At 65.3% G+C, this 15959-nt stretch carries 13 protein-coding genes and 1 pseudogene; 10 read left to right on the top strand and 4 right to left on the bottom strand.

The annotated features are described in order from the left end of the window. Positions 1 to 15: 15 nt before the first annotated feature. The 4 genes from KAH28_RS01750 (at position 16) to KAH28_RS01735 (ending at position 3346) form a co-directional block, all read left to right on the top strand. On the top strand, positions 16 to 651 hold the full coding sequence (locus tag KAH28_RS01750) for a TetR/AcrR family transcriptional regulator (protein WP_290574082.1): 636 nt from the start codon (positions 16 to 18) through the stop codon (positions 649 to 651). Between the two features lie 320 nt (positions 652 to 971). Further along, on the top strand, positions 972 to 1433 hold the full coding sequence (locus KAH28_RS01745) for a DUF3237 domain-containing protein (RefSeq protein ID WP_290574081.1): 462 nt from the start codon (positions 972 to 974) through the stop codon (positions 1431 to 1433). A gap of 162 nt (positions 1434 to 1595) precedes the next feature. Next, the gene (locus KAH28_RS01740) at positions 1596 to 2432 is read left to right on the top strand and encodes a restriction endonuclease (RefSeq protein WP_290574080.1); all 837 of its coding nucleotides are present in this window, start codon (positions 1596 to 1598) and stop codon (positions 2430 to 2432) included. Between the two features lie 62 nt (positions 2433 to 2494). Beyond that, entirely contained in the window at positions 2495 to 3346 is an 852-nt protein-coding gene (locus KAH28_RS01735; protein WP_290574079.1) for a DUF3883 domain-containing protein, read from the top strand. A gap of 108 nt (positions 3347 to 3454) precedes the next feature. On the opposite strand, the gene KAH28_RS01730 is transcribed toward KAH28_RS01735, so the two are convergent. The 3 genes and pseudogenes from KAH28_RS01730 to KAH28_RS01720 form a co-directional block, all read right to left on the bottom strand. Next, positions 3455 to 5164: a retron Ec67 family RNA-directed DNA polymerase/endonuclease gene (locus KAH28_RS01730; protein ID WP_290574078.1), complete on the bottom strand. Its 1710-nt coding sequence runs from the start codon at positions 5162 to 5164 to the stop codon at positions 3455 to 3457. A gap of 205 nt (positions 5165 to 5369) precedes the next feature. Then, positions 5370 to 6428: pseudogene (locus KAH28_RS01725) on the bottom strand (ribonucleotide-diphosphate reductase subunit beta); the annotation flags it as partial. Between the two features lie 179 nt (positions 6429 to 6607). Then, positions 6608 to 9580, bottom strand: coding sequence for a ribonucleoside-diphosphate reductase subunit alpha (locus tag KAH28_RS01720; protein WP_290574076.1), 2973 nt, complete (start codon positions 9578 to 9580; stop codon positions 6608 to 6610). Between the two features lie 387 nt (positions 9581 to 9967). Here KAH28_RS01720 and KAH28_RS01715 point away from each other — a divergent pair, with 387 nt between their 5' ends. From KAH28_RS01715 to KAH28_RS01705, 3 genes are all read left to right on the top strand, one after another. After that, a complete protein-coding gene (locus tag KAH28_RS01715; RefSeq protein WP_290574075.1) occupies positions 9968 to 10558 on the top strand; it encodes a hypothetical protein in 591 nt (196 codons plus the stop codon). After that, positions 10555 to 11463 carry an alpha/beta hydrolase gene (locus tag KAH28_RS01710; protein ID WP_290574074.1) on the top strand — a complete coding sequence of 303 codons (909 nt, stop codon included), beginning with the start codon at positions 10555 to 10557 and terminating at the stop codon, positions 11461 to 11463. Before KAH28_RS01715 ends, KAH28_RS01710 begins: the two co-directional genes overlap by 4 nt. 106 nt (positions 11464 to 11569) lie before the next feature. Continuing rightward, on the top strand, positions 11570 to 12850 hold the full coding sequence (locus KAH28_RS01705; protein ID WP_290574073.1) for an alkaline phosphatase PhoX: 1281 nt from the start codon (positions 11570 to 11572) through the stop codon (positions 12848 to 12850). A gap of 161 nt (positions 12851 to 13011) precedes the next feature. Here the strand turns inward: KAH28_RS01705 and KAH28_RS01700 are convergent, their stop codons facing one another. Then, complete coding sequence (locus KAH28_RS01700) at positions 13012 to 13920, bottom strand: AraC family transcriptional regulator (protein WP_290574072.1); 909 nt, start codon at positions 13918 to 13920, stop codon at positions 13012 to 13014. A gap of 155 nt (positions 13921 to 14075) precedes the next feature. Here KAH28_RS01700 and KAH28_RS01695 point away from each other — a divergent pair, with 155 nt between their 5' ends. From KAH28_RS01695 to KAH28_RS01685, 3 genes are all read left to right on the top strand, one after another. Further along, positions 14076 to 14690 (top strand): DoxX family protein, encoded by a 615-nt coding sequence (locus tag KAH28_RS01695; RefSeq protein ID WP_290574071.1) that lies wholly within the window; start codon positions 14076 to 14078, stop codon positions 14688 to 14690. A 66-nt stretch (positions 14691 to 14756) separates the two neighbouring features. Then, a complete protein-coding gene (locus KAH28_RS01690; RefSeq protein ID WP_290574070.1) occupies positions 14757 to 15068 on the top strand; it encodes a hypothetical protein in 312 nt (103 codons plus the stop codon). Beyond that, positions 15068 to 15934, top strand: coding sequence for a DUF692 domain-containing protein (locus KAH28_RS01685; RefSeq protein WP_290574069.1), 867 nt, complete (start codon positions 15068 to 15070; stop codon positions 15932 to 15934). The genes KAH28_RS01690 and KAH28_RS01685 overlap by 1 nt, the downstream gene beginning before the upstream one ends. The last annotated feature ends 25 nt before the right edge of the window (positions 15935 to 15959 follow it).

The raw sequence follows: 15959 nt of genomic DNA, 5'->3' as shown, positions 1-15959 counted from the left end.
TAGTAAACTGAGCGCATGCCCGCCCCCAAAGTTGCCAGCAGCGGCGCCAGAGCCGCCCACCTCGGGCCCGAGCGCCGTCGCCCCCATGTGCTCGACGCGGCCCTGGAGATCGCGGTCGAGCAGGGGCTGCCCGCCGTCACGCTGAGCGCCGTCGCCGGGCGCCTGGGCGTCAGCCGGCCGGTGGTGTATTCCTGCTTTGCCGACCGCATCGAACTGCTGGAGGCGCTGCTGGCGCGCGAGAGCGAGCACATGCTGGCGGCCGCCCTCGAGGCGCTCCACAGCGCCCAGGGCGACGACGACCCGGAGGCGACCTTCATCGCCGGCTATCGCGCCCTGCTGCGCGTGGTGGCCGATCGCCCCCAGGCCTGGCGGCTGGTCTTCGTCGCGAGCCCGGAGCCCGCCATCGCCGACCGCTTCCTGCGGGCGCGCAAACTGGTGGCCCAGAGCGCCGCGCAATGGCTGGCACCGGCGCTGGCGCGCTGGTGGCAGGTTCAGGATCTGCCGCGCAAGCTACCCGTGATCACCGAGCTCTTCATGTCGTCCTGCGAAGCTTCGGTCCGGCGCTTGCTCGATCCGAAGAACGACTGGAGCATCGACGAACTCGGCGCCTTCTTCGGTGCGGCCATGTGCCGCGCCCTCGGTGGCGTATGAGCCCGGCGCGCGAACCCCGGGCCCTCAGCCGCGGCTAATACGCGCCACGTAAGGGGCGGGGGCAGGTTCGCTGGTGATTGCAGAAACCGTAGTCTGTCCCCTACGACTCTGACCGCCAGCCAATGGCCGCGCCCCGCACCACAAGTGGTGGGCGCTGTAGCCCTGGCCAATGCATTGGAAGCAGCCGCATAGAGCCCTCGGCTTCGTGCTCGGGCTCGTCGCGGTGTTCCACGCGGCCCTACTCCTTCGGGCGGTGCGCGGGGTTGGCGGCCACGCTGATGCTCCGGGAACGACAAGAACGCCGGCTGAGGAGAACCCCGATGAAGCTCGAGAAGTTGATGACCTATCACGCCGACCTCAGAGTCCCACAACCCGTAGGTGAGGGACCATTCGGAAACCGCATGATCGTCGAAGTCACGGGTGGCTGGTTCGAAGGTGCCCGTTTCAAGGGAGCATTCCTGACCTGCGGCGGCGATTGGCTGCTGGCCCATGCCGACGGTTACGGCCGGCTGGACGTGCGGGGCACCCTGCTCACCGACGACGGCGCACACATCTACATGCAGTACAGCGGCATCATCCAGCTCACCGACGGCGTCATGGCGGCACTCGGTGGCGGCGACACGTCCACCCAATACGGCGACCAGAACTTCTTCACGGCTCCGCGCTTTGAGACCGGCGACGCGCGCTATCAGTGGATCAACAGGATCCAGTGCGTCAGTGAAGGGCGCGTGGTTGCGGGGCCAAGCGTGGAGTACAACGTCTATCAGTGCGTCAACGACTGAAGTTCCGGTCGTACTCGCTCAATTCGAGAGTGGCCTGCATAAGCGCGTCGGACTCTGACCAGGCTGGAACGCTCGGGCGCTCAACGGCAACTACTTTCGGCTGATTTCCGGGGTGTGCTTCTTGTGGTAAGAAAGGGGAGATGGCTCTCCGGTGAAGCGCGCATGGTGCAGCGTCGCAGAAGAAGATCAGAGCTTGACGAGTGGATTGGCCTTCTCGCGCAGCTGCCGTGGTGGCTTTCCGTCGCTTTGATCCCTGCAGCCTATCTCGCCTTCGCTGCTATGGCTCGTATTCCCGTGCCGAAGGCTGACGATCTCGATGGCCTGGGAGCGGTCGTTGCGAGTCAGGTCGCGGTAACGGTGGGCATGTTTCTCCAATACATCGCGCCTGTGGTCCTGGGGATTGCAGCGCTGGTGTCTTGGCTGGCTATGCGGCGTCGCCGGACGCTGCTCTCGGAGGCGGAAACCCGCTCCGGCGCTGCCGGATTGCTGGATATCAGCTGGAAGGAGTTCGAGCAGCTCGTTCGCGCCGGTTTCGAACGTGACGGATACGCAGTCAAGGCAACCGCCAACGGTGCGGACGGCGGCGTTGACCTGATCTTGAAACGCAATGGCGAGAGCTTTCTCGTGCAGTGCAAGCAGTGGCGCGCGAGCAAGATCGGTGTTGGCGTTGTTCGCGAGTTGTTCGGAGTCATGGCCGCATATGGTGCTGTCGGTGGGTTCGTCGTGGGCGTGGGCGAGTTCACCCGCGCGGCGCATGAGTTTGCCGAGGGCCGCAATATCACGCTCTTGAACGCGCGCGACATGTTGGTGCGAGCCCCGGAGCAGCCGCGACGCGAGGCGGCAGCCTCCGCCGAAGTGAAGTCTTCGCCCGACTGTCCGCGTTGTGGCGCGGCGATGGTTCTGCGCACGGCGAAGCGTGGCGCCAATGCAGGCAGCACCTTCTACGGATGCAGCAAGTACCCTGCCTGTAAGCAGACCTTGAAGGCCGCACAGGCATGAACATTTGCGAGAAGTACCTCTGCGCCCCCGCGCACGCCACGGTTATGGCGGTTCGTTAAGGGATGGCGGAAGTCTCGCCATGGACCCGGGAGGAAGTCGAAGCGGTCGTCGCCGACTATCTCCATATGCTGACGCTGGAGCTTTCCAGCCAGCACTACGTGAAGGCGCAGCACCGCCAGCGCCTGAAAGGGCTGCTCCAGGGCCGCTCGGATGGGTCGATCGAGCGCAAGCACCAGAACATCAGCGCCGTCATGCTCGAGCTTGGTTGCCCTTACGTGCCAGGCTACAAGCCGCTCTCGAACTACCAGCGCCTTCTTTTCGACGTCGTGGCCGAGCGCTTGGCGATGGACCGCGATCTGGATGCATCCGCCGAGGCTGCCGCGAAGCAACCCGCGATCAAGCCTCTGGAACCGGACTTCAAATCCTTGCTGGCTGATGCGCCGGAGTCCACGGAGATGGGTGTGCGCGAGCAGCCGCCGGAGTATGCGGGGCGCAGACAGGCGGTGAAGCGGGACTATCTGGCGCTGGAAGCCAGCAATCGCTCACTTGGCAAGGCCGGTGAAGAGTTGGTGGTCAGTTACGAGCATCATCGCCTGCATCGTGCAGGCAAGCGGCGCCTGAGCGAACGGGTAGAGCATGTGGCCGCAACGCGAGGTGATGGCCTCGGCTACGACGTGCTGTCCTTCGATCTCGATGGACGGGAGCGGCTTATCGAGGTCAAGACCACCGCCTTCGCCAAGGAGACGCCGTTCTTCCTTAGTCGCAATGAGCTGGCCTTATCTCGACAGGAGGCGGACGCCTTCCACTTGTATCGGGTCTTCGCCTTCCGTCGGCGCCCGCAGCTATTCGATTTGCCGGGACGTCTGGAAGATCGTTGCCAATTGGATCCGGTGAGCTATCTCGCGAGATTCTGAGGCGCGAGCTTGGGGCGGCGGCACTAACGAAAACCGTGGTCTGACGCCTATTGCACTACAATTACTCATTTCGTGCCTGTCACCGTAACTCCAGAAATGCTTAACCTGTCATCCTGAGCCATTATGATACTTTATCACTGCTCGAATCCTATCCAAAAGCGGGATGAATCCCGTAAAATCGATTGCTGCGAAGTCGGGCCGGACGATTTTCTCAGCGAATACGCTTTTGCCAAACTCCGTGTTGGTGTTGATTTTGTCGTTTGATGGGTTAAACGATTTTCCGCTGAGCTTCCGCTCAAGGAGCTTGGAAGGGAGTAGGTCTTCAATGCATGTTTCCTCTCCATTATCGTGCTCTGGGGTTTTTACTAAGTACACATTCGAGTGGATGTGATAGAAAGGCTCACTCGTTCTAAGAGAAATATTCTTCCCGGAAGTATCTGATGCATTCTTGAATAACTTTTTCGACGCCCCTTGGTCGTTGTCAACAAGAATTATGACTGGATTCTTGCATCCGTCCCCATGGAATTTTTGAATGCATTTCCAGTAACTGCCCTTTCCTTTGTTAAGGAAGTAGCTAAGGCTGCCAGTTCCATTTAAAAGCCCTAAGTATTTCATGTTAGTGCGGTTGGGCTTGAGGAATCGCACTTCGTATCCAACCTTCCCGGATGCATCTTTAGTTACTAAGTCAGACGGCTCCAGTTGGTTTATGGCGCAACGAAGATATATTGGATCTGTTTTTCCTTCGGGAACAATTGTTGGTTTATCAGCTAGAAAGAAGAGCTTGTACGCTAAGAACTGTGCGTACAAGGCATCGAACCCAGTGCGAGATGAGCTAGACGGCGCGTTCCCCCTGGATGCGTGTTCTTTTATGTTGGCAATATGGCTAAATTGGCCGCTAAGTGGGGCTAAGTTTCGAGTCGCAGCGCTGTTCAATGCTGGATCAAGGATGTATTCGCCGTCTCGAAAAAGTTTGTTGCACTGTGCCCTTAGTTGCCTGTATCGATTGGCTTGAATGTTTACTTTGCTGTTTACTGTGAGGCCAGTGACCGTTTGCCTTATTGACCTGTACTGTAGGCGGGTTTTCGATTCTTTGAGCGTAAAGCCAGAACGTTTTATCTCCGAGGTGAGAGAGGTGCCGACATTACAAGATCCGTCGTCGTTGAGCGAAGCGATGTCTGTGGGGAATATCTTTAGATTGGTCGAAAAAGTGAGATCGTCCGCGTAGCGGGAGTATGTGAGGGAGTACCGCTTTGCGAGCCCCACTAGGCGACGGTCTAAGATTGATGCTATTAAGTCAGATATAAGTGGAGAGCATGGGCTTCCTTGAGGGAGGCTGTTGTTGTGACATGCAATTTGCGCTAGTACGGTCGCCACCGCGGGGAACAGGTTGTAGTTCTTGTCGTGGATAAAAAAGCCGCGGACGCGTCCAAAGTTTATGGACCCAAAAAAATCTGCGATATCACAGTTTAATACATACCTCTTCCCTTTATGCGGGGTCGCATTGGTGATGATGGACCGCTGTTCGCGAAAAGCGTGGGATACCGGTGTAGATGGACGCTCTTGAGTGAGCTCTAACTCGCAACTTGTTAATAGCGTTGCGGTACGCGCCTGGAGGTTTTTTAGGCGCTGCTCGGGTGCAGATATTTGCCGAGGTGTGCCGTCGCGCTTTGGGACGGAGAAAGTGGTGTACTTTCGCTCGTTAGGGAGTATGTACAGAAGATATGACAGTTGCCGTGGGGCAACGCCAATAATAGGAGCAAGTTCCCTTAGGGACTTGGCCCTTTTGAGGGCAGCTAAGGGGCGCGACTTTGGGCTCATAAAAAAGCTTGCGGGCACTCCTACGCCGGGGAGCCCGAGCAAATATTCAGGCTAACCGAAAGAAGATTGTCATTGAAAGGCGGCACATATCGCCACCTCGCATTGGAAGCTATATCGCGATGCGCGACAACAATTCTGCCCGCAAGCTTATGATGAAGTTAATCAGGTCATCCGTTATTGTCAATGGGTAGTTGCGTTGAGCGCATTAATCCCAACTCAACGCCCCACCGGTCTGATACTCGGTCACCCGGGTCTCGAAGAAGTTCTTCTCCTTCTTGAGGTCCATGGCCTCGCTCATCCAGGGGAAGGGGTTGGTGGCGCCGGGGTACAGCTGCTTGATGCCGATCTGGCTGCAGCGGCGGTTGCAGATGAACTTGAGGTATTCGTTGAACTGGCTGGCGTTCAGGCCGAGGACGCCGCGCGGCATGGTGTCGTGGGCGTACTTGATCTCCAGCTCGGTCGCCTCCTGCAGCATGGCGGCGATTTCCTCCTGGAACTGCTCGGTCCAGAGGTGCGGGTTCTCGTACTTGATCTGGTTGATGACGTCGATGCCGAAGTTCATGTGCATCGACTCGTCGCGCATGATGTACTGGATCTGTTCGGCGGTGCCCACCATCTTGTTGCGGCGGCCGAAGCTCAGTAGCTGCACGAAGCCGACGTAGAAGAAGATGCCTTCAAAGACGACGTAGAAGGCGATCATGTCGCGCAGGAAGCGCTGGTCGTCCTCGGGGGTGCCGGTCTTGAAGTTGGGATCGGCCAGGGACTGCGTGTAGGGCAGGGACCACGCCGCCTTGTCGTGGATGCTGGGGATCTCGCGGTACATGTTGAAGACCTCGGCCTCGTCGAGGTCCAGGCTCTCGATGCAGTACTGGTAGGCGTGCGTGTGCAGCGCTTCCTCGAAGGCCTGGCGCAGCAGGTACTGGCGGCACTCGGGGTTGGTCAGGTGGCGATAGACGGCCAGCACCAGGTTGTTGGCGACGAGGCTGTCGGCGGTGGAGAAGAAGCCCAGCGAGCGCTTGATGATGGTGCGCTCGTCATCCGTCAGGCCGTTCGGATCCTGCCACAGCGCGATGTCCGCGGCCATGGAGATTTCCTGCGGCATCCAGTGGTTGTTGCAGGCGCTGAGGTACTTCTCCCAGGCCCAGGTGTACTTGAAGGGCACGAGCTGGTTGAGGTCGGCCTTGCAGTTGATGATCTTCTTGTCGTCGACCTGGATGCGCGAGGCGCCCATCTCCAGGTTCTCGAGCCCGGTGGCGCCGGCCTGCTCGGCCGCGGCCGCACCCGCGCCGGGGTCGACCGGCGGGTGCGTGACGTTGTCGGGCTTGACGGTCTGCAGGCCTGGACGCGGCTGCTGCGGGGTGGTCGGGGTGTCCCATTCGAGCATGGTGCGGACTCCTGGTATTGCGGTTCGCGGCGGGGCGGAATGCGGTGGCGGGGCCTGCCTTACTGGCAGGCCTCGCAGTCGGGATCGAGGATCGAGCAGGCCTGCGGCATCTGGCCGCTGCCGTTGCCGTTGGTGGCGGCGGAGGCGGTCGGCGTGGAGGGCGGGCGGCTGGATTCGCCGCTGCCGGTGACGCCGGTGGTGCTGGCACCGCCGCCGGAGGCCTGACCGGACCCGGCGACCTTGTTCAGGCGGCTGTCGCTGATGGTGGTCTTCTCGGCGTGGGTGGCGCCCATGGTGCGCAGGTAGTAGGTGGTCTTCAGGCCCGAGGTCCAGGCGTGCTTGTAGAGCTCGTCCAGCTTCCGGCCATTCGGCTCGGACATGTAGAGGTTCAGGCTCTGCGACTGGTCGATCCACTTCTGGCGGCGGCTGCCGGCGTCGACCAGCTTCTTGGGGTCGATCTCGAAGGCGCACTTGTAGACCGCCTTGAGCTCGTCCGGCACGCGGTCGATGGCCTGCACGCTGCCGTCGAAGTACTTCAGGTCGTGGACCATGACCTCGTCCCACAGCTCCAGCTTCTTGAGGTCCTCGACCAGGTAGGTGTTGACCACCGTGAAGTCGCCCGAGAGGTTCGACTTGACGAAGAGGTTCTGGTACGTCGGCTCGATCGACTGGCTGACGCCGGTGATGTTGGCGATGGTGGCGGTGGGCGCGATAGCCATGCAGTTGGAGTTGCGCATGCCCACGGTCTGCACGCGGTCGCGCAGGTCGTCCCAGTCGTAGTCGCCGGACACGGTGGCGTCCTGCTGCAGGTATTCGCCGCGCGACTCGGCGAGGATGCGGATGGAGTCGATGGGCAGGATGCCCTGGCTCCACAGCGAGCCCTCGAAGCTCTGGTACTTGCCGCGTTCCTCGGCGAGGTCGGTGCTGGCCTTGATGGCGTAGTAGCTGACGGCCTCCATCGAGCGGTCGGCGAAGGTGATGGCCTCCTCGCTGTCGTAGGGCAGGCGCAACTTATAGAGGGCGTCCTGGAAGCCCATCACGCCCATGCCCACCGGACGGTGGCGCAGGTTGGAATTGCGCGCCGTCGGCACCGAGTAGTAGTTGTACTCGATGACGTTGTCGAGCATGCGCATGGCGGTGTTGACGGTGGCCTCGAGCTTGGCGCGGTCGAGCTGGCCGTCCTCGCTGATGTGCGCCGGCAGGTTGACGCTGCCCAGGTTGCAGACCGCGATCTCGTGGCCGGCCTTGGTGTTGAGGGTGATCTCGGTGCACAGGTTGGAGCTGTGGACCACGCCTGTGTGCTGCTGCGGGCTGCGCAGGTTGCACGGGTCCTTGAAGGTCACCCAGGGGTGGCCGGTCTCGAACAGCATCGACAGCATCTTGCGCCACAGCTGCACGGCGGGCAGGCGCTTGAAGTTGGTGATGCGGCCCTCGTCGGCCTCGCGCTCGTAGGCGGCGTAGCGCTCCTCGAAGGCGGTGCCGGTGAGGTCGTGCAGGTCCGGCACGTCCTCGGGCGAGAACAGCGTCCACTGGCCCTCTTCCATGACGCGCTTCATGAACAGGTCCGGCACCCAGTTGGCGGTGTTCATGTCGTGCGTACGCCGGCGGTCGTCACCGGTGTTCTTGCGCAGGTCGACGAACTCCTCGATGTCGCGATGCCAGGTCTCCAGGTAGGCGCACACCGCGCCCTTGCGCTTGCCGCCCTGGTTGACCGCCACGGCGGTGTCGTTGGCCACCTTGAGGAAGGGCACGACGCCGTTGGAGCGGCCGTTGGTGCCCTTGATGTAGGCGCCCATGCCGCGCACCTGCGTCCAGTCGTTGCCCAGGCCGCCGGCAAACTTGGAGAGCAGCGCGTTGTCCTTGATGGCGCCGAAGATGCCGTCGAGGTCGTCGGGCACGTTGGTCAGGTAGCAGCTGGACAGCTGCGGGCGCAGGGTGCCGCTGTTGAACAGCGTCGGCGTGCTGCTCATGAAGTCGAAGGACGACAGCAGCTTGTAGAACTCGATGGCGCGCGCCTCGCGCTCGATCTCGTTGATCGCCAGGCCCATCGCCACGCGCATGAAGAAGGCCTGCGGCAGCTCGAAGCGGACCTTGTCCTTGTGGATGAAGTAGCGGTCGTAGAGGGTCTGCAGGCCCAGGTAGTCGAACTGCAGGTCGCGCTCGGGCAGCAGCGCCTTGCCCAGCTGGTCGAGGTCGAACAGGCACAGCTTGGGGTCGACCAGCTCGAGCTCGGCGGCGCGGTGGATGTAGCTGCGGAAGTAGTCCGCGTACAGGCCGGTCATCGCCTCGTGGGTGGGGCGGGTCTCGGGGGCGTCGAGGAAGGTCAGCGCCTCGTGGCGCAGCGCGTCGAGCAGCAGCCGGGCCGACACGTAGCTGTAGTTGGGCTCTTCCTCGATGCGCGTGCGCGCGGCCATGACCAGCGCCTGGGCCAGCTGCGACTCGGGAATCTCGTCGTAGATGTCGCGCATGGCGGCATCGAGCACGGCCTCGGCGTTGACGCCGGTGAGGCCCTCGCAGGCCTCGACCACCAGCGTGCGCATGCGCGCGGTGTCCACCGGCACCAGCGAGCCGTCGTCGCGGGTCATGCGCAGCTCGGTCTTCGGGGCTGCCGGCTGGGCGGCCTCGGCCTCGGCGCGCTCGCGGGCGCGGGCCTCGCGATAGAGCACGTAGGAGCGCGCGATCTTGTGCTCGCCGTTGCGCATCAGGGCCAGTTCGACCTGGTCCTGGATGTCCTCGATGTGGATGGTGCCGCCGCCGTGCTGGTTGCGGGTCACCGCCGCGAGGACCTGCTCGGTGATGGCGGCGACGCGCTCGCGGATGCGCGAGCTGGCCGCGGCCGAGCCACCCTCGACCGCGAGGAACGCCTTGGTCACCGCGATGCTGATCTTCTCGGGCTCGAAGCCGGTGACCTTGCCGTTGCGCCGGATGACGCGCATGCCGCCCGGCGCGGTGCTCTGCACCTGGGCGCTGCTGGCGGGCGCGTCAGTGGGCTGGTACGCGGTCTTCTCGGCGGTCGCGGTGTGTGTCTGCATGGGCTGGCTGCCTCCCCGGCAATGTGGTGTTGGCCTGATGGACCCGGTGCGCGCGCGGGCCTGAGAAAGAACGATGCACCAGATGTAGTGTGTTGTCGATAGGCCCAACGCAAGATGCTGTGTTTAACAAAGGGTGCATAGGCGGCGTACAACTTGTGGACAACTCCACTTCCGGCGTCCGTATCCCGGCCCGAATCAGACACTTGCGCGGCCATGCCGTTCCCCGCACGGGTTGTCCATAGTTGCACTGCAGCAAACCGTTCCCGGCGGAAAATCGCTCGTGCAAACAGGCACATGGCGCCTGCGCGCAAAGTGGTCGCAGGCCGGACGCGGGCGGGGGCGCGCAGGCGCCTGTGGCAGACTGATCCTTTGCCTTCGGAAGCCCGCGTGCGCACCCATCGACCGCACCGCCTGATCCCGTTCCAGGACGGCCATCTGCCCACCTGGCCGGAGGACGCGGCCATCGACCTCTTCCACACCCAGCCCACCATCGGCGCCATCGCCTTCAGCGACAGCGCGCGCTACCTGCCGGCGCTGCTCGCCACGCTGGAAGCGGCCGCCGCCGACCGCGGGCGGCTCGAGCCCATCGCCGGCGGTGCCTTCGTGCTCGACGAGGTGCTGGCCTGGGACGACGAGGCGCTGAACGTGGTGGACACCCGAGCCTGGAAGCTGGTCACGTCCATGCTGGGCGTCAATGCGCGCACCGAGCAGGCGCAGGCCATCATGGTGCCGCCGCAGCGCGAGCTGCCGCTGCGCCCGCACGGCGCCGGCACCGCGTCGGTGGTCATGCTGGTGCGCGGCGACGGTCTCGAGTTGCGCCACCACACCCTGCACATGGACCCGGTCACGCCGCCGAAGCGCTTCGCCGAGGGTGGCATGCTGGCGCATCCCTCCACCATGCGGCCCTGCGTCACCGAGAACACCGGCGACGCTCCGGTCTGGCTGCTGAGCTGGGACTACCAGCGGAGCGCGGCATGAACGCCTTCGCGGACGGCACCGACGAAACCGCCTACGGGTCGCTGGCGGCCTGGGCGTATACCGGCAGCGACGGCGTCACCGTGCGCGGCCGCAGACGCGACGCCGCGCCCGGCATGCCCACCGTGCACTGGCTGCACGGCAACGGTTTCTGCGGCGGCGTCTACTGGTCCTTCCTGCGCCGGCTCGACCCGCGGCTGGGCCTGATCACCCACGACATCGAGGGACACGGCGAGTCCGACCCGGCGCGCGACTTCGCGGGCGTGCCCGCGACCATGACGCGCATCCACGGCGCCCTGGCGCAGAAAGCCCCGCCGGCACCGCTGATCGCGATGGGGCACAGCTTCGGCGCCGCGCTGAGCCTGCGCGCGGTCATCCAGAACCCGGAGCGCTTCGCGGCGCTGGTGCTGCTCGACCCCATCTTCCTGCCGCCGCGCTACTGGCTGGGCACCAAGCTGGCCGCCGCGCTCGGTCGGCATCCCTTCGCGGCCGGGGCGCGCCGCCGGCGCAGCGCCTGGGCGGATGCCGACACCGCCCGCGAACGCCTGCGCGGCCGCGGCATCTACGCGGGCTGGTGCGACGAAGCGCTGGACGATTTCGTCCGCCACGCCACCCGCGATGCCGACGACGGACGCGCGCTGGCCTGCGACCCCGAGCTGGAAGCGCAGATCTTCGAGAACCCGCTGTATCCGTGGCGGGATCTGCCGCGGCTGCCGGTGCCCACCTTCCTCTACTACGGCGTCGGCAGCTACTTCTTCATGGCGCCGTCGGCGCGGCGCGCGGCGCGCCTGCAGCCGCAGCTCGAGGCCGAGGGCACGCCGGGCGGGCACTGCTTCATGCTCGAGCATCCGGACACCGCCGCCGCGCGGGTGGGCGGCTGGCTGTCGCGCAACGTCAGCGGGGGCTGACGCCGGGCCGATTCCGCAATTTGCGCGACTGCGGGACGGTCATGGCGCTGTCATATTCGGCACCGACAATCGCGCGCCGCCTGTCCACCCGCACCCGGATTCCGCCATGCCGTCATCGCTTCCGTTATCCCGTCGCCGCGTTCTCCAGGGAACGGCGGCCGGCCTCTCCTACGTCGCGCTGGGCCAGGCGCTCACCGGTTGCGGCAGCGACGGCGGCATGGACACCGGCACCGGTGGCGGCGACGGGCCGTCGCTGGCGCGGCTGGGCCCGCTGCAGGCGCCCGACGGCAACGGCCTGATGCTGCCCGAGGGCTTCACGGCCACCGCCATCGCCGAGGCCAACCGCCTGGTGCCCAACACCAACCTCCTCTGGCACACGGACCCGGATGGCGGCGCCACCTACGCCACCGAGGACGGTGGCTGGGTCTACGTCTGCAACCGCGAGTTCCTGCCCGGCGGCGTCAACGCGCTGCGCTTCAACGCCGCCGGCGAAATCGTCGACGGCTACAACATCCTGTCCGGCGCGCGCAGCCGCATCAACTGCGCCGGCGGCATCACGCCGTGGAACACCTGGCTCTCGGGCGAGGAGTACGGTCTCGGCAATATCTGGGAATGCGACCCCTTCGGGCAGGAGAGCGCTACCCGCCTGCGCGCGCTGGGCACCTTCTCGCACGAGGCCGCGGCGGTCGATCCGGCCACCAACATCGTCTACGAGACCGAGGACGAGGGCGACGGCCGCTTCTACCGCTTCGTGCCGGACACGCCCAACGTCGGCGGCCGCCCCGATCTCACCATCGGTCGCCTGCAGGTCATGCAGGTGCTCATCGATGCCGAGACGCTGGATTCCGACGACCGCGCCGTGACCTCCGTACCCTTCGCGGTCGAGTGGCTGGACGTGCCCAACCCCAACCCCGTGCTCGGCGGCGTGCTCACCGGTACCGCCACCCGCCTGCAGGTGCCCGAGTCCACCGCCTTCGACGGCGGCGAGGGCATCTGGTACCACAACGGCCAGATCTACTTCGCGACCAAGGGCGACCGGCGCATCTGGGCCCACGACATCGCCGACGGCACCGTGCGCGTCATCTACGACGACAACTGGTTCGAGGATCCCATCCTCGATTCCGTCGACAACATCGTGGTCACCCCCGGCGGGGATGTCGTCGTGGTCGAGGACAAGTCCGGCGAGCAGGACGTCGTCGCCATCCGCCCGAACGGCGAGCTGGTGCACTTGCTGCGGCTGACCGGCCACGAGGCGAGCGAGCTCACCGGACCCGCGTTCTCGCCGGACGGTCGGCACTTCTTCGTCAACTCGCAGCGCGGGCCGAATGCCGGCGGGCCAGGGCTGGGCGGCGTGACCTTCCAGATTTCCGGGCCCTGGTTCGGGTAAGCCGTAGATCGGGGCGCCTGCAGGCGAAGATCGGGGACAGTATACTTATTTTATCCAGGCGAGAGGCAAGGCCGCTGACTCTGGCGCGATAAAATAAGTATACTGTCCCCGGTGCGCGCGCTGTCCCGATTGCGTGCGATTCCGCGTTTCCGCCGTCGCCGTCAGGCCCCTCGCCGGAACAGCCGCCGCAACCGCCCGGGCCCGTAGCCGTGCACGCGCTTGAAGGCCTTCCGGAACGCGGCCTCGGTCTGGTAGCCGACTTCCTCCATCACGCCGGCGACGCTGGCGCGCGGGTCGCGCAGCATGCGTTCGGCCTGGACCATGCGCCAGCGCGTCAGGTAGTCGATGGGCGGCGTGCCCAGCACTTCGTTGAAACGCTGCGCGAAGACGCTGCGCGACATCGCCGCCTCGCCGGCCAGGCGTTCGAGGGTCCAGCTCTCGCCGGGGTGCTGGTGCATGGCATCGAGGGCGCGGCGCAGCCGCGGATCGGCGAGTGCGGCGATCAGGCCGCGCTGCTCGGCGCCGGAGAAGAAGACGTGGTGGCGCACCACCATGACGAAGAGGGTGTCGGCGAGCCGGTCCAGCACCGGGGCGTGCCCGGGGTCGTGGGTCTCGACCTCGATGAGCATGAGGCGCGACAGGTGCCGGAGACGGTCGCCGGCGTCGTCGGCACGGATGACGATGATGTCGGGCAGGGCATCGAGAATGGGGTTGCGCCGCCCGGTATCGAAGTCGAAGTGCCCGCACAGCATGCTGGTGGCGGGCGCGTCCGGGTCGTGGGCCTGGCGCATCCCGCGGTCGTCCGGCGTCCGGTCGTCCGGTCGCAGCACGTGCCAGGCATCGTGCGGCAGGACGACCAGGTCGCCCGCGGACAGCGGAATCGGCGCGTGCTCGCGGGTGTGCACCCAGCACGAACCGTTGCCGATGAGGTGGAAGCCGGCATTGCCGTCGCCGGCGGTCCCGAACTGGTAGTCACCGCAGACCGAGGGGTGCTCGTAGATGCCGGCGCGCAGGTTGTAGGCGCGCAGGACGGTCGACAGCAGGTCCTCGACGGGTTGCTTCTCGGCCACGGGCGGGCTCCGCTGCAGGGGATGAGCGGAGCATAGCGGCGCCGGCGAGGGTCGGGGCCCGATCCGGACGTTCGGACATGGAATGCGGCCGCCAGCGCACTGTGGCATCCGGTGGCGCTCGTCTAACGTATGCACTCCCATGACCGGAGATCGCCGTGCCCCTGCTCCGCAAGCTGCAGCATCTGCTCGATGCCACGCGTGTCGCCGATTTCCTGGCGCCGCTCCTGATCCGGCTCTACCTGGTGCCGGTGTTCTGGCTGGCCGGGACCAACAAGCTCGACGGGCTGGGGCCGTCCGCCAACACCGTGGCGTGGTTCGGCAATCCCGAGTGGGGACTGGGGCTGCCCATGCCCTGGCTGATGGCGCTGCTGGCCGCTTGGACCGAGGTGCTCGGCGCGGTGGCGCTGCTGCTGGGCGCGGCCGTGCGCTGGATGGCGGTGCCGCTGATGGCGGTGATGGCGGTGGCGGCGTTCGCGGTGCACTGGGAGAACGGCTGGCAGGCGGTGGCCGATCCGACGCTGTGCTTCGCGGGCTGCGCGGATGCCGAGGACGCCCGCCAGCGCCTCTCGGTGGCGCGCGAAATCCTGCGCGAGCACGGCGACTATGCATGGCTCACCGGGCAAGGCAGTATCGTGGTCAGCAACAACGGGATCGAGTGGGCGGCGACCTACTTCCTGATGCTGCTGAGCCTGTTCTTTACCGGGGGTGGCCGCTGGCTGAGCGTGGACGACCACGCACGCCGGTGGCTGATGCGAAGCGATTCCAACTAGAGCTGCGGCAGCAGCCGTTCGTGAAGCAGTCCACCTTTCGATTGTCGTGACCACAGGAGTTCGACCATGAAGACCAAGCAGCAGTCCCGTCTCTCCGCGTTCGCCGCCACCGTCGGCGGCGCGGCCTTCCTCGCCAGCACCGCAGCCGCGGCCGGCACCACCTTCCAGTCCAGCGATCTGGGCAGCGGCTATCAGAACGGCCAGGCGCCGATCCAGCTTGCCGGCGGCCACGGCAAGGACGGCGAAGGCAAGTGCGGTGAGGGCAAGTGTGGCGGCGAAGGCCACGAGAAGGATGCCGAGGGCAAGTGCGGTGAAGGCAAGTGCGGCGAGTCCAAGGGCTCGGAAGGCAAGTGCGGCGAGGGCAAGTGCGGTAGCTGATGCCCACCGGCACGCATCGCGCCTCCGTGCAGGGCACGGGGGTGGGTCTGCGGCGGGCCCTGATGGGCCCGCTCGCGGATGATCACGAGCACCCGCCGGCCTTCCTCGAGGTCGCGCCCGAGAACTGGATGGGCGTGGGCGGTGCACTGGGGAGGCGCTTCCGCGCCTTCAGCGAGCGCTTCGCCTTCGTGACGCACGGCCTGTCGCTGGACATCGGCGGCCCGGCACCGCTCGACGAGGACCACGTCCGCGGCATCCGCGACTTCCTGGACGCGCACGGCATCGCCGACTACACCGAGCATCTCTCGTACACCGGTGACCACGGTCATCTCTACGACCTGATGCCGATCCCCTTCACCGAGGAGGCGGTCGAGTATGTCGCCGGCCGCGTCCGGCGCGTGCAGGCGATCCTGGACCGGCGCATCGCGCTGGAGAACGTTTCGTACTACGCGTCGCCGGGCGCGCGCATGAGCGAGTCCGCCTTCATCAACGCGGTCATCGAGCGCGCCGACTGCGATCTGCTGCTGGACGTGAACAACGTCTTCGTCAACAGCATCAACGCCGGCTACGACGCACGCGCCTTCATCGACAGCCTGCCGCTGGCGCGCGTCCGCTACCTGCACGTGGCCGGGCACTGGACCGAGCCGGACGATCTGCGCATCGATACCCACGGTGCGCCGGTGTGCGACGACGTCTTCGCGCTGCTCGATTACACCTATCAGTGTCTGGGTCCGGTTCCCACGCTGCTGGAGCGCGACTTCAACATCCCGCCGTGGCCCGAACTGCGCGCCGAGATGGATGCCATCGAGGCACGCCGCAGCGCCGCCGGGGCAGTCGGCACACGGCATTCCGCGCCGGCCGTCTGAGCCCGCGCCACCGTCCATCCGCGGC

It is taken from the genome of Algiphilus sp., from assembly GCF_023145115.1.
Classification (GTDB): Bacteria; Pseudomonadota; Gammaproteobacteria; order Nevskiales; family Nevskiaceae; genus Algiphilus.
Note: the sequence above shows the minus strand (reverse complement) of the source record. Positions and strands in the feature narration are given on the sequence as shown.

Bases quoted from the DNA above. Each gene is read 5' to 3' on its own strand.
- KAH28_RS01705 (WP_290574073.1), top strand. From the start codon at position 11,570: ATGCCGTCATCGCTTCCGTTATCCCGTCGCCGCGTTCTCCAGGGAACG.
- KAH28_RS01740 (WP_290574080.1), top strand. From the start codon at position 1,596: ATGGTGCAGCGTCGCAGAAGAAGATCAGAGCTTGACGAGTGGATTGGC.
- KAH28_RS01720 (WP_290574076.1), bottom strand. From the start codon at position 9,580: ATGCAGACACACACCGCGACCGCCGAGAAGACCGCGTACCAGCCCACT.
- KAH28_RS01690 (WP_290574070.1), top strand. From the start codon at position 14,757: ATGAAGACCAAGCAGCAGTCCCGTCTCTCCGCGTTCGCCGCCACCGTC.
- KAH28_RS01685 (WP_290574069.1), top strand. From the start codon at position 15,068: ATGCCCACCGGCACGCATCGCGCCTCCGTGCAGGGCACGGGGGTGGGT.
- KAH28_RS01750 (WP_290574082.1), top strand. From the start codon at position 16: ATGCCCGCCCCCAAAGTTGCCAGCAGCGGCGCCAGAGCCGCCCACCTC.
- KAH28_RS01735 (WP_290574079.1), top strand. From the start codon at position 2,495: ATGGCGGAAGTCTCGCCATGGACCCGGGAGGAAGTCGAAGCGGTCGTC.
- KAH28_RS01745 (WP_290574081.1), top strand. From the start codon at position 972: ATGAAGCTCGAGAAGTTGATGACCTATCACGCCGACCTCAGAGTCCCA.
- KAH28_RS01730 (WP_290574078.1), bottom strand. From the start codon at position 5,164: ATGAGCCCAAAGTCGCGCCCCTTAGCTGCCCTCAAAAGGGCCAAGTCC.
- KAH28_RS01710 (WP_290574074.1), top strand. From the start codon at position 10,555: ATGAACGCCTTCGCGGACGGCACCGACGAAACCGCCTACGGGTCGCTG.